The following is a 13,919-nucleotide window of genomic DNA, read 5'->3' on the forward strand; positions in this document are numbered from 1 at the left end:
TTATTATCGATGTCATAATAGGAGGATCGCTTATGCAATTCTTAAAAAAATTCACAATTTTATTATTATCTTTTGTTATTACTGCACTTATCGTTTTATATTTTTATCTTTATGTAAATGGCCCAATTATTCAAGCTAAATCAGCTATTTTAATAGATGCTCATTCAGGTGAAGTTGTTTATACAAAAAATGAAGAAACTCCTATACAATCGGCTACTTTATCTAAATTAATGACTGAATATATCACACTGGAACAACTAAATGAAGGAACTATACAGTTAGATGAAGTAGTAAAAATAAGTAACGAAGTTTTCCGAACAGAAACGAGTCCTATACAAGTAACTTCGAAAGATAAAACGACGGTTCGTGATTTACTTCATACACTGTTATTGACAGGAAATAATCGTTCCGCACTTGCTCTTGCAGAACACATCGCTGGAAACGAAGATAAATTCACACAGTTAATGAATGAAAAAGCAAAACACCTAAAGTTATCACAATCATCTCCGTTTCTAAACGCTACTGGAATGAATAACGATACAAATAAACTTTCAACTACAACAGCAATTGAAGTTGCTAAACTAGCAACACAATTAGTAACAGACTTTCCAGATGTACTGAACGTTACAAAACTAACCTCTTACCAGTTCACCTTCAAAGATACGAAAGTTTTCAACACCAATAAAATGATATATTCCCTTAATAAAAACATTAAACACCAAGGTGTTGATGGCTTACAAACTAGTTTTTCAACTAATGGTAATTATAGTTTTGTCAGTACAGCAAAACGAGGAGATACTCGACTTATTTCAGTAATATTAGACGCCAAAAATGAAAACAGTACTTTTATTGAAACAAAAAAGTTACTTCAGTACGGCTTTGATCCTTCTTCATACTCTGCACTCCAAGCGTTTAAAGATGCTGTTACATCTTGGGCAGTTTTGCTTCAATTTAAAAATTTGATTATACAAACATTGTTAATTTTCTTCATTATAACAATTTTAATGTTCTTACATATACGTCAGAAAAAATCCGAGGATTTCAACTAGGAAATCTTCTTATATATATAAAACGGCTTGCATTTACAGTGCAAGCCGTTTTATAAATCTATAGTCCTCTCCCAATTAAATTCGCTGAAACAGGCCGAAGATTTAACTCCCTCGCCCATATAGATAGCTGACCGATATGGTGAATTTCATGTACAATTACGTGCCTTAAGACCTCACCATATGTATATGTTTTATCTGCCCACGAAGCTTTTAATATTTTACCTTCTAAGTTAGCAGACCATACTTGTAAAAACTCTTCTAATTCTCTGTTATATAAATTAGATAGCGCTTTCACTTTCTGGATTGATTGATACTCTTTAAACTGCGGTGCCCGATCTTCTTTTTCTTGAAGCGCATTAATCCAGCTATACTCAACATCAACAATATGAAATAGTGTTTCTAAAATACTTCCAACACCACCAACACGTTTGCGGAGTAATTCTCCCTCTGAAAGTTGCTCACACCACTTAAACCAATCATCTCTTACTTGCCAATTGTATCGAAATAAAGTGTACACATTTATCTCTCCCCTACCTCGATTATCCACTTTACAGCATCTATTATATATTGCGGCTCATCTTTTTGAATACTTGAATACATTTTAAAATCATCAACTTGTACATATCCCTCTATACATTTAACCATTGACGATCACTTCTCTTCGATTCAGTTCCTCTTCAATTTGATTAAGTATTTCATCTACAGATAAAGATCCATCCAAAACAATATCTGAATTTGGCTTTACAGTATGAAGCGCCTCCAAATAGCCTTTTCTAGCATATGTTATATAATGCTTTAAATCATTATGTATTTCACTCATTGTTTCTTCCTTAAAATCTCGTAAAATTCTTCTAGCCATCGCAATATCTAAAGGCGTATCGATAAATATAGTTACATCAATGAATTGTCGCATTTCACTATTTAAGTATGCAAAAGGATAATCTACAATAATATAATCTATATTACTATCTCGTATAAGATGCTGAATATCCTTAATTAATGGTGTGAGTACCCATTCATTATAATTTGCTCCATCATCAATCCATTTACAAATATCTGCAGGACAGTTATCAAAGCTGTAGCTATCAAAATATAGTGCTTTTGAATTCATTAACTTATGAGTTAACCCTTCTGTAACAGTAGTTTTACCTCCTCCTGAAACAGCTGCAATTGTAATGATTTTCGTCTTTTTATTCATCATTTTCCCCCAATCCCCTTTTAATTAACATAACATAATTATAGGAAACAATTATTTTTTAGCTCTCCATTCATATTCTAAAATACTCATTTCCCATAAATTCCAATACGTTTCCCCTACTTTTTTTGACTCTCTTAATAAACCTTCTTTTACAAATCCTATTTTTTCATAACAAGAAATGGCGGACGTATTAAAATCATAAACACCAAGCGTTACTCTATGTAGTTTTAATTCATCAAATGCAATATGAAGTACTGCTTTCATCATATGCTTCCCTATGGAACGTCCTCTCATTCTCGTATCACCAACTAGTACTTTACCAATCCTTGCAGATTTATTTATATTGTCTATTTGCCCAAGTGAAATATGACCAATTACTTCTTTAGTCTCTTCATCTATTACTTTGAATGCAAGTGTATTTTCACTTTCTATATATTTTTCTAATTGTTGTTCATGTAGGGGATATGTAAATGCATTTCCTGACCATTGTATTAAAAAACCTTCGGAATCAATCCAATTTATTAATTGTTTGAAATCGGATCGTTTAAAGGGTTCTAGTTTAATCAACTTCATTCTCCTTTCATACACCATTCTATATATCCTCAAACTTATTTCTATATATAGAATATATTCTCCTTTTATACGAAATGAAAATAAAGCCATTCATAAGAATGGCTTTACAAAAAACATAACCTAATTATGCTATGTTTCCTATGTTAACAATGGTTCAATCGCTTCAATTTTACAAACTGAAATAATTACTGTAACTACGCCAGCACTATTAGCAAGCTTTACAACATCACAAGTGACGGAAGAAACAGTTCCTGCATAATTATTAGTCCCTGTTGTAATACGCACTGATCTGTTTACTAACTTTCTCAGCTCATCTCTAATTCCTTGTACACAGCAACAGTCACATGCCTTATTTTGCTCTTCATGTTCTTTTTTACACTCTTCAAAAACATCCCAACAATCATCCTGTTTGCCTGAACACTGTTTACATGAACACTTTTTTCTAGAATTACTATAACGAGATCCCAAAATCTCACCCCCTAGTCATTTCTATTAATATAGTATGTCCACTAGCTTCAAAGTGTACGAGGCAAAAACATAGAAAAGAAAAAACAAACTTTTGTACTAAATCTTTTTATTTTAATTAAAAACTAATCCATTACCGTTTCTACCTTTAATTTAAACCCTTCATATATGTAAAACCCAAAAAAAATTCTCTTTAGTAATTGTATTTAAAAATTTAAAACTGGCCACCAATAATTAGACGCCAGTATGTATCTATAGAAAATATGAGTTACAGCTATTTTTTTAGAAAGATCTATCAAATTACTATTTAAATCTACTTCAAAACTTTCTTTCTATTACAAAAAATATTCTATCTATTTGTTGTAATTTTTCCGCATGTACCGTTTCAAAAGTTGTCCTATTTACATTTACTATTATTAATAAGTAGCATTGGAGGTGTAAACAGATGTCTTGTATTGTTACAGGTTTAACTCAGCCTCTTTGTTTAACGCTTGTTTATAATGTTTCATCGGGTATACTAATATCTTCTACTGTTGATTGTGGACGTTGTACTCTAGAAACGGAATTCGATTATACTAGTAAGAATCTAGTTATTAGAGTGCCATTTACTGGTGAAGGTACTCTTATATTCAATGACAAATTCCAGGCAAGTTGCGTTACAACGAATTTAACACAACCTTAATCTAAGTAATTTTTCAGGGGAAAATAAAAGTATAACTTCTATTTTCCCTCTCCCCTTCCTAAATTAATAAAAAACATACACTTTATTTTCATTTTAAATCTTGTTGTACAATATTTTTTATTTCTACACTATAATCTAATCTATTAATACTTTCCAAAGATCGAACCTGTTACATTTCCTGTTAATAGAAAAGGAGGTTAAAATACAATGCCTTGTGTTTTACCAGGATTAACTCAGCCAGTTTGCTTAACCATTGTTTATAATATTTTATCTGGCACACTAATATCTTCTTCAGTTAATTGCGGCGAGTGTGAACAAGAAATTGGATTTGATTATGTGAGTAAGAATCTAACAATTACAATGCCATTCACTGTTGAGGGTTCACTTACATTTAATGATAAGTTTTTAGCTAGTTGCATTACAACGAACATCACTCAACCTTAATTAAATTTAGAAATTATTAAGAGAATCGGACTGCTCTTTATATTTTTCAATTTAAGAGGTGCAAAATACTTATATAATTAGATTTATATAAACAGCATCATAGTTTAACGTCTATCTTTTACTTCTTCATTATTCTCCCTCAATACTTTCTCCCTTCTTGTTTTCAACTTCTATTTTTCTCCTATAATTATTTAATACAAAAAATGAGCTCTAATTAAATAGAGCTCATTCCTAGTTTTATAGTTTGCTAGACTGCAACCCCTGAATAAAAGGAACTACCTCAGGATTCACAAGTGACGATAAATCGCCTAATTCTTTTCCTAAATAAGCGGCTTTAATGACGCGTCGCATTACTTTAGAATTACGTGTTTTCGGTAAATCTTCTACAACGTGAATATCTTTTGGACATAATGCTTTTCCAATATGAGAGTTTACTAAACTCATTAATTCTTTCCTTAATTCTCCTGTGAATGTTACATGATCTCTTAATACTACAAAACAATGACAAACTTCACCTTTTACATCATCTGGTACACCAATCGCGGCAGCTTCTATGACATCATTATGTTTCACAAGAATAGATTCATATTCAGCAGGTCCAATGCGTTTTCCAGCAATGTTTAGCGTATCATCTGAGCGTCCTGTAATAATATATTGCTCACCATCATAAACCACCCAGTCACCATGAACCCATTTATTTTCAAAACGTGACCAATATGTGTTCACATAACGCTCATCGTCTTCCCAGAAACTTTTCGTCATACCAACCCAAGGTTTCTCTAAACATAATTCTCCAACTTCATCACGAATTGGATTACCTTGATCATCGAGCACAACCGCGGCCATTCCTGGTAAAGAAGCGTTAAAGCTAATCGGTGCAATTGGTTTAATGAGGACGTTTCCGAAAATCCCACCAGAAATTTCAGTCCCGCCTGAATAGTTACAAATTGGTACATTACTTTTTCCAACCGTTTCAAATAGCCACATCCAAGGATCTGGATTCCAAGGCTCACCTGTTGAGGCGAATACTTCTAAACTCTTAAGCGAATGTTTATTTACATACTCATCACCTTTTGCCATTAACGCACGAATTAATGTTGGTGATATACCGAGATGTGTAATTTTATATTTATCAACTGTCTCCCATAAACGATCTGCTTCTGGGAAATCCGGAACGCCTTCGTACATAACCATTGTTGCCCCATTAATGAGAGAGCCAAATAGTAAAAATGGTCCCATCATCCATCCCATATCAGTTACCCATAATACGCGGTCGCCTTGTTTTATATTCATCCCAAACCCTGCATCAAATGCTGCTTTCAAAGGGAAACCAGCATGAGTGTGTACTGTCCCTTTCGGTTTTCCAGTAGTACCTGATGTATAAATGAGCATTAATGGATCATCACTATGCATTTCTTCAGCATGTACAAATGGCTTTTCTTTTTCTAACGTACTCCATGAGAAATCATAATTATGTGGTGTAAAATCATTTCCTGCATGGCGAACAATAACAACTTTTTCAACAGTTGGGCAATTTTCACAAGCTTTATCTACTTCATCTTTTAATGAAACAACTTTACCTCGGCGTGAAAAACCATCTGCAGTAATAATCATTTTAGATCCTGCCGCTTGCACACGTGTCATGACTGCATCAGACGCAAATCCTGAGAATATTGGTGAAATAATTGCTCCGATCTTCATAACCGCTAGCATCGCAACAACTGTTTCTGGAATCATCGGCATATAAATTGTGACACGGTCACCTTTTTCAATACCTGCATGTTTCAAACCGTTTGCAACACGACTTACCCAGCTATCAAGCTCTTCATATGTAAATGATTTTGAAGTTCCATTTTCCCCTTCATACTGAAGTGCTGGTTGTGTTCTTGTTTCATCGTCTGCAAGCCAGCGTGATAAAACCGATTCTACAACATTACATGTTCCGCCATTATACCACTGTGCAAACGGCGTACCATTTTCTAAATCTAGCACTTCTGTATAAGGTTTCATCCATTGATAGCCAACTGCTTTCTCAGCTTCTCCCCAAAACCAAGCTGTTTCTTCAATTGACTTTTTATAAAACGTTTCATAATCTTCATAGCCTAATGATTTCATCCAACCATATAAACGCGTTTTTTCTTTATACTCTTCTGTTGGAAACCAAACTGCTTGTTTCAATGTTTTCCCCTCCTTGACTTTTTGAGCAAGAAAGCCCTAAATAGGGCTTTTAAACTGGATAAACAGGATGTTTACGATCCGTAAATACTTGATATTTACTCATATACATTTCGAATCGTCCTTTTAACTCTTCCCTTAAATTGTTTGGATGAACAATACCATCAATGACCATCTCTGATGCTAAATGGTAAATATCAATATCTTTCTTATACTCTTCGCGTTTTTCAGCAATGAAGCTATCACGCTCTTCTTCTGGTAAAGCTGCAATCTTATTTGCATATACAGCATTGACCGCGGCTTCTGGACCCATTACCGCAATAGAAGCTGTCGGTAATGCTAGGCAGCAATCTGGCTCAAAGGCTGGACCTGCCATCGCATATAAACCAGCACCATATGCTTTACGAACAACGATAGAAATTTTCGGTACAGTTGCTTCACTCATTGCGGAAATCATTTTTGCACCGTGACGAATAATACCAGCACGTTCTACTTTTGTACCAATCATAAATCCAGGTACATCTGCAAGGAATAATAATGGAATATGATATGCATCGCATAAATTAATAAACTTCGCTGCTTTATCAGCTGAATCGTGAAATAATACGCCGCCTTTCATTCGCGGTTGATTTGCAATAATACCTACTGGCTTACCATCGATACGTGCTAAACCTGTAATGAGTTCTTGAGCAAATAATTTTTTCACTTCATAGAAAGAACCTTCATCAATAACTCTATTAATAAGATCTTTCATATTGAAAGGAGCATTTTGATTTTCTGGAATGATTTCTTCTAACGTTTTATCGAATTGTTTCGGTTCTTGAGGTGTAACCAATGGAGTCTTTTCTAAGTAGTTGTTTGGAAAATATGAAATGTATTGTCTTGCTTGTGTAATTGCATCTTCTTCTGTTTTACATAAAACATCTCCGCATCCTGATACAGAGCAATGCATACGAGCTCCGCCCATTTCTTCTAAAGTTACCTTCTCACCGATAACCATCTCAGCCATACGAGGAGATCCTAAATACATAGAAGCATTTCCTTCTACCATCATAACAACGTCACAAAAGGCTGGAATATATGCGCCACCAGCTGCAGAAGGTCCAAATAATAAGCATACTTGCGGAACTTTACCTGATAATTTCACTTGATTATAGAAGATTCTTCCTGCGCCGCGGCGCCCTGGGAACATTTCAACTTGATCCGTAATACGCGCTCCAGCAGAGTCAACTAAATAAAATAACGGAACACGTAATTTCTCTGCCGTTTCTTGAATACGCAAAATCTTTTCAACTGTACGTGCGCCCCATGATCCTGCTTTTACAGTTGAATCATTTGCCATCACGCATGCTGTGCGACCATGTATTTTACCCGTTGCCGTTATAACACCATCAGCAGGTAATCCTGTTTGTTCACAATTTGCAAATAATGCATCTTCTACATATTCACCATTATCAAATAAAAGAGCTAAGCGATCTCGAACGAATAGTTTACCTTTCGCTTTGTTTTGTTCATGATATTTTGGTGCGCCGCCTTGTTTAATCGTTTCAACTCGTTCTTCAAATGTATTCGATTGTTCTTTTTGATCTATCATATTTACTCCCCCTTATACATTGGTGTGCGTTTTTCCTTGAATGCTTGTAATCCTTCTATTCTATCTTTCGTATGGATTACACCTTCATACGCTTGTTTTTCCATTTGTAATCCGGTATGTAAATCAACTTGAATACCGTTTGAAATTGCTTCTTTCGCTAATCGAACAGCAATCGGACCATTACTAGCAATTTTCTCTGCTATTTCAATCGCTTTCTCTTCAAGTAAATGAGCTGGTACAACAAATTCTACTAGACCATATTCTTTCGCTTCTTGTGCTGAAATACGTCTACCTGTATAAATTAATTCTTTTGCTCTACCAACACCAATTAATCTTGGCAAACGCTGCGTACCACCTGCTCCTGGTATAATTGCAAGTGTAGTTTCAGTAAGACCAAGACTTGCAGATTCAGCCGCAATTCTAAAATCACAAGCTAAACTTAATTCCGTACCACCACCAAGTGCGATTCCATTTATAGCAGCAATAACTGGCTGTGGTAATTGTTCAACCATTTCCATAGTAGTACGAATCATACTAACAGCATGGCGAACTTGTTCATCATTCATGCCAGCACGTTCTTTTAAATCAGCACCAGCACAAAACGCTTTTTCACCAGCACCTGTTAGAATAACTACACGAGTATTTGCCTCTTCATTTATTTGAGTTAATATGTTTTGTAACTCTTCTAATAACGCTAAAGATAATGAGTTTGCTTGTCTTTCACGATTTAATGAAATCTTTACAACGTGCGGTGTTACATAATCAACTGAAATATTTTGTAATTGTAGCATCTTCTCACCTACTTATCGTTTTATGTTGAAGCGCTCTATACACATGACTCGGTAATTGGATATTTAACTTACTTTGAATAAATTGACTCGCTCTCAATAACTTCTCTTCATCAATATTCGTTTGGACCCCTAACTTATGGAGCATATGAACTAAGTCATCAGTTGCAACATTGCCCGATGCTCCGGGTGCATATGGACAGCCGCCAAGACCACCACAAGAACTATCAAATGTTGTAATACCGTATTCTAAAGACTTTACTACATTCGCAAGAGCCATTCCGTACGTATTATGGAAGTGCATTGCAAACTGCGAAGCATCATATTTCTTTAATAAATGCTCTAATACTCGCTCTACTTGTAACGGATTCGCTACTCCGATTGTGTCACCAAGAGACACTTCATAAATGCCGTATGAAAATAGTTGATCACATAATTCGTCAACTGCTATGACGCTTATATCCCCTTCATAAGGACATCCAAATACAGTAGAAACATAGCCTCTTACCTTTTTACCTTCAAATAACGCCTGTTTTGTTATATCTTCAATTACAACTAATGCTTCTTTAATGGATTTATTAATATTACTTTTATTATGAGATTCACTTGCTGATAAAAAAACATTCACCTCATCTACATTTTGCAAAAAAGCTCGTTCCAAACCATTTTGATTTGGAACAAGCGCTGCATATGTAACATTTGGGTCCCTTTTCAGCTCTGAAAACACATCATTTGCATCTGCTAATGCAGGGACCCATTTAGGGTGAACGAATGAGGAAACTTCAACGTACGATAATCCAGCCTCTGTAAGTAGTTGAATCCATTTTACTTTATCTTTTGTGCCAACAATCTTTTTTTCATTTTGTAAGCCATCACGTGGCCCGACTTCTTTAATGACAGCAAAATTAGGTAGTTTCAATTCGCTTCCCCCTATATCTCCCTATTCAATTTCTAGTAATACATCTCCTTCATTTACAAAATCGCCTTCTTGCACATTAATTTTCATAACTGTGCCAGCTTCTTCTGAAACGATTGGAATTTCCATTTTCATAGATTCCAAAATGACGACATCTTGCTCTTCCTCTACTGTATCTCCTACTCCTACAACAATCTTCCATACATTTCCTGCCATCGATGCATATACTTTCGTCATCATTTTTTCCCCCTTAGTATTGTTAAATCTTATTTTTTAACAAGTTGTTTCGTTACAAAACCCGTTGTATAAATACCACTTTTGAACACATCATCTTCCAATACTTGAAGTAGCATTGGCGTGTTTGTTTTAATACCTTCTACTTTTAATTCTTCTAAAGCATCATGTAATTTTGAAATTGCTTCTTCACGCGTTTCACCATGAGCAATGACTTTCGCAATCATTGGATCATAGAAAGGTGTAATCGTTACTTGATTCTCCAAAAAGTGATCAATACGTACGTTTGTTGGAAGCGTTAAATCTGTAATTTTCCCAGGTGATGGGAAGAAAGTTTTCGGATCTTCTGCATAAATACGTGCCTCAATGGCATGACCACTACGTTTTATATCATCTTGTGTAAACGATAATTTTTCACCACATGCAATTAGAAGTTGTTGTTCTACAAGATCTAAACCAGTAATTTCTTCTGTAACTGGATGCTCTACTTGTAATCTCGTATTCATCTCTAAGAAATAGAAGTTCTTCTGATTATCTACTAGAAACTCAACTGTACCAGCATTTGTATATCCTAAAGCTTTAGCAGCTTGTACAGCAACTTCACCCATCGCTTTTCGTGTACCTTCATCTAAAAATGGTGAAGGTGCTTCTTCAATTACTTTCTGATTTCGGCGCTGTACTGAACATTCACGCTCCCATAAATACACTGTGTTACCATGTGTATCTGCTAAAAGCTGAATTTCAATATGATGTGCATCTGCAATATAGCGCTCTAAATACATTTCTCCGTTACCGAAGAAGTTTTGTGCTCTTGTTTTGTTGCTTTCAAATGCTTTGGTGAGCGTTTGCTCAGTTTCCATCAACTGCATTCCAATGCCTCCGCCGCCTGCGGATGCCTTCAACATTAATGGGTAACCAATTTGTTTAGCAATTTCAATTGCTTCTTCAGCAGTTTCAATATTTGTAGTAATACCCGGAACTACTGGCACATCTGCAGCTTGCATCGCAATACGTGATTCGATTTTACTTCCCATCTTCGTAATGATTTCTTCTGATGGACCGATAAATACGATTCCTTCTTCTTTACAACGAACCGGAAAAGATGGATTCTCAGATAATAATCCATACCCTGGGTGGATTGCTTCAGCATTTGTCTTCTTAGCTATTTCAATAATTTTTTCAAGGTTTAAATAGCTTTCTTGGACACGTGGCCCACCTACTAAGTAAGCTTCATTTGCCATTTTTACATGCAAGGCATTTTCATCTGCCTCAGAATAAATAGCAACAGTGCGAATGCCAAGTTTTTGACAAGTTTTCATAATACGAACTGCAATTTCCCCGCGATTAGCAATTAATATTTTTTGAAACATAGTGATTCCTCCTTTTTATCTACATCCTAAATGTCTAGCAATTACGAGACGTTGAATTTCAGAAGTTCCTTCACCAATTTCTAATAGTTTTGCATCACGAATATGTCGTTCTACTTCATATTCACGCATATAGCCATATCCACCGTGAATTTGTACTGCTTGATTTGCAATACGGCTTGCTGCTTCAGATGCGAAAAGTTTTGCCATAGCCGCTTCTTTACCGAAAGGTTTATCGTTATCTTTTAACCAAGCTGCTTTATGTACTAAATTACGCGCTAGCTCTACTTCAGTTGCCATATCAGCTAATTTAAATTGAATCGCTTGGAAATTAGAAATTGATTTTCCAAATTGTTGACGTTCTTTCGCATATTGCAGTGCACGTTCAAATGCAGATTGTGCAATACCAACAGCTAATGCTGCGATTGAAATACGTCCTCCATCAAGTGTATATAAGAATTGTTTAAACCCTTTATTTACATCACCAAGTATATTTTCTTTCGGCACACGTACACCATCAAGTACGATTTCACAAGTATTAGAAGCACGTACGCCCATCTTATCGTAAGGGCTTGAAATCGTTAACCCTTCACTAGTAGTCGGTACGATAAATGCAGAAATACGTTTTCTACCATTCTCTTCAACACCGTTGACAGCGGTTACAATAATTGTATTTGCATACTCTGCATTTGTAATCCAACACTTCTCACCACTAATAACATACTCGTCTCCGTCTAATATAGCTTTCGTTTGTGTGCCACCTGCATCAGATCCAGCATTCGGCTCAGTTAATCCGAAAGCACCTAAAGTTTTGCCTGATGCCATTGGAACTAAATATTTCTGTTTTTGTTCTTCTGTACCGAAATAATAAATTGGAGAAGCACCTAATGAAATTGTTGCAGCGTAACTTAATCCTGTCCCACCACAAGCACGACCAATTTCTTCAACTGCTAACGCGTACGATACTGTATCGCCACCTGAACCTCCATACTCTTCTGGGAATGGGATGCCTAATAATCCTAGTTCGCCCATTTTTTGAAATGTTTCATATGGAAACTCTGCAGTTTTGTCATAATACACAGCTTTTGGTGCGATTTCCTTTTCAGCAAAGTCACGTACCATTTCTTTAATCATTTGTTTTTCGCGAGTTAGAGTAAATTCCATTCCGCTACACACCCCTTATCGAATATTGAGTTTCGACAGCGTGCGAGTTTCTACTACAAACATTACGAATGAAAAGACAAGAACATTAGTTAGATAATTGTTATAATTCTGTCATAATTTAATTTTAAAACAGATTCTGTACTAATGCACAAAAAAATTCCTACATTGTTCTACAACAACATAGGAGTTTCCTTGTCGAATTATGTAATTTTATGTTTAATAATCTCTACCTTTACCTGAATCTGAAATCTCTACTAAAGCTTCAGGATATGGTTCGAAATATGTTTGTCTTAATAAATACTTTTCATCAAATCGAAGAGCCCATGATTTTAAAATTGCAAGTAAGCTACTAAGCGGAATTTTCTTTTCTATATACTTTTGTATTAAATTTAAAAAATGATCTTTTTCTTGTTTTTTCAGCTTTGTTTTAAAGTATCCAAAAATATGCTCACATACATTTACATTTGATGTATAGCGGGGTGTGCGCATAAATAATTCATATAAATTCTTCTCATAGTTTTCAAATACAACTTCGATCGTTTCATTTTTTTGATTTGCAATAATACGCCCTAATTCCTTTTGTTTCACCTGATTATATGCCATAAATAAATATTTATTATCCGACTGAAACGATACGAGGTCTTTCATATTTTTATTACGTTTAATCATCTTGTAATATGCGATTGTAAATAACCTTGTAAAGAAATGCTCTCTAATAATAAAATTCGACAATCTGCCTTCTTCTTCAATTGGAAGATGCGAAAAATTTTTTACTACTGCTCCGCCAAATAAGCCAGATCCTTTTCCCTTTGCTGGCGCTTTTTCAAAACTAGAATAAATTTTCACATCACGCGTACCACAACTTGGCGAACGATTTTTTAAAATAAAACCATCCACATCCGATAACGTTTGTAAAAAGTCATTTGAAAACTGCTCCATTTTTTCAGTTACATCTTCTCGTGTCGACGGTTGCACAAGTCTATTCAAACCGTTTTCTTCTACAATTCGTATCGTTTCACGAGGAGTCCCCAATCCAATCTCGACTTCTGGACAAACAGGTATAAATGTAACAAATGGCTGCAAATTTCGTATTGTTACATCCGGAATCATCTCTCCATTATAACGACAAGCATCAAACTCTAAACATTTACTTACAACGATTGTAGGTTTTGCAAATTGCCGCATTTCATTACCTCCTTAGTGCTAGTCCGTATAATATAAATTGTACTAATATTAACATTTTAAGCAAAGTTTGATTCCTTTAATTTTA

14 protein-coding genes and 1 pseudogene are annotated in these 13,919 nt (G+C 35.1%); 2 read left to right on the plus strand and 13 right to left on the minus strand.

What is annotated here, in order from left to right; genetic code table 11:
* The first annotated feature begins 32 nt into the window (after window positions 1-32).
* Window positions 33-1,049, plus strand: coding sequence for a D-alanyl-D-alanine carboxypeptidase family protein (locus MR147_RS07335; RefSeq protein WP_242303886.1), 1,017 nt, complete (start codon window positions 33-35; stop codon window positions 1,047-1,049).
* A 58-nt stretch (window positions 1,050-1,107) separates the two neighbouring features.
* Here the strand turns inward: MR147_RS07335 and MR147_RS07340 are convergent, their stop codons facing one another.
* The 5 genes and pseudogenes from MR147_RS07340 to exsK all read right to left on the minus strand — a co-directional run bounded on the left by MR147_RS07340 (window position 1,108) and on the right by exsK (window position 3,288).
* The gene (locus MR147_RS07340; RefSeq protein WP_242303887.1) at window positions 1,108-1,566 is read right to left on the minus strand and encodes a DinB family protein; all 459 of its coding nucleotides are present in this window, start codon (window positions 1,564-1,566) and stop codon (window positions 1,108-1,110) included.
* A gap of 2 nt (window positions 1,567-1,568) precedes the next feature.
* Window positions 1,569-1,637: pseudogene (locus tag MR147_RS07345) on the minus strand (alpha/beta hydrolase); the annotation flags it as partial.
* A 49-nt stretch (window positions 1,638-1,686) separates the two neighbouring features.
* Entirely contained in the window at window positions 1,687-2,247 is a 561-nt protein-coding gene (locus MR147_RS07350) for a nucleoside/nucleotide kinase family protein (protein WP_242303888.1), read from the minus strand.
* A gap of 51 nt (window positions 2,248-2,298) precedes the next feature.
* Window positions 2,299-2,838: a GNAT family N-acetyltransferase gene (locus MR147_RS07355; RefSeq protein ID WP_242303889.1), complete on the minus strand. Its 540-nt coding sequence runs from the start codon at window positions 2,836-2,838 to the stop codon at window positions 2,299-2,301.
* Window positions 2,839-2,958: 120 nt separating this feature from the next.
* Complete coding sequence (gene exsK, locus MR147_RS07360) at window positions 2,959-3,288, minus strand: exosporium protein ExsK (protein ID WP_000535712.1); 330 nt, start codon at window positions 3,286-3,288, stop codon at window positions 2,959-2,961.
* 886 nt (window positions 3,289-4,174) lie between these two features.
* Here exsK and MR147_RS07365 point away from each other — a divergent pair.
* A complete protein-coding gene (locus tag MR147_RS07365; protein WP_001112248.1) occupies window positions 4,175-4,411 on the plus strand; it encodes a hypothetical protein in 237 nt (78 codons plus the stop codon).
* A 237-nt stretch (window positions 4,412-4,648) separates the two neighbouring features.
* Here MR147_RS07365 and MR147_RS07370 read toward each other — a convergent pair whose 3' ends face one another.
* The 8 genes from MR147_RS07370 to MR147_RS07405 form a co-directional block, all read right to left on the minus strand.
* Window positions 4,649-6,589, minus strand: coding sequence for an AMP-binding protein (locus MR147_RS07370; protein WP_074610363.1), 1,941 nt, complete (start codon window positions 6,587-6,589; stop codon window positions 4,649-4,651).
* 49 nt (window positions 6,590-6,638) lie between these two features.
* Window positions 6,639-8,180: an acyl-CoA carboxylase subunit beta gene (locus MR147_RS07375; RefSeq protein WP_000566937.1), complete on the minus strand. Its 1,542-nt coding sequence runs from the start codon at window positions 8,178-8,180 to the stop codon at window positions 6,639-6,641.
* A 2-nt stretch (window positions 8,181-8,182) separates the two neighbouring features.
* Entirely contained in the window at window positions 8,183-8,971 is a 789-nt protein-coding gene (locus MR147_RS07380; protein ID WP_242303890.1) for an enoyl-CoA hydratase, read from the minus strand.
* A gap of 4 nt (window positions 8,972-8,975) precedes the next feature.
* Window positions 8,976-9,887 carry a hydroxymethylglutaryl-CoA lyase gene (mvaB, locus tag MR147_RS07385; protein WP_000775434.1) on the minus strand — a complete coding sequence of 304 codons (912 nt, stop codon included), beginning with the start codon at window positions 9,885-9,887 and terminating at the stop codon, window positions 8,976-8,978.
* Window positions 9,888-9,908: 21 nt separating this feature from the next.
* On the minus strand, window positions 9,909-10,124 hold the full coding sequence (locus MR147_RS07390) for an acetyl-CoA carboxylase biotin carboxyl carrier protein subunit (protein ID WP_001985297.1): 216 nt from the start codon (window positions 10,122-10,124) through the stop codon (window positions 9,909-9,911).
* Between the two features lie 26 nt (window positions 10,125-10,150).
* Window positions 10,151-11,488, minus strand: a complete 1,338-nt coding sequence (locus MR147_RS07395; RefSeq protein WP_242303891.1) for an acetyl-CoA carboxylase biotin carboxylase subunit — start codon at window positions 11,486-11,488, stop codon at window positions 10,151-10,153.
* Between the two features lie 15 nt (window positions 11,489-11,503).
* Complete coding sequence (locus tag MR147_RS07400; protein WP_000397274.1) at window positions 11,504-12,649, minus strand: acyl-CoA dehydrogenase; 1,146 nt, start codon at window positions 12,647-12,649, stop codon at window positions 11,504-11,506.
* A gap of 216 nt (window positions 12,650-12,865) precedes the next feature.
* A complete protein-coding gene (locus MR147_RS07405; RefSeq protein WP_074610369.1) occupies window positions 12,866-13,834 on the minus strand; it encodes a YbgA family protein in 969 nt (322 codons plus the stop codon).
* Between the last annotated feature and the right edge of the window lie 85 nt (window positions 13,835-13,919).

The sequence above is a fragment of the Bacillus cereus group sp. BfR-BA-01350 genome, assembly GCF_022663775.1.
GTDB lineage: Bacteria > Bacillota > Bacilli > Bacillales > Bacillaceae_G > Bacillus_A > Bacillus_A paranthracis.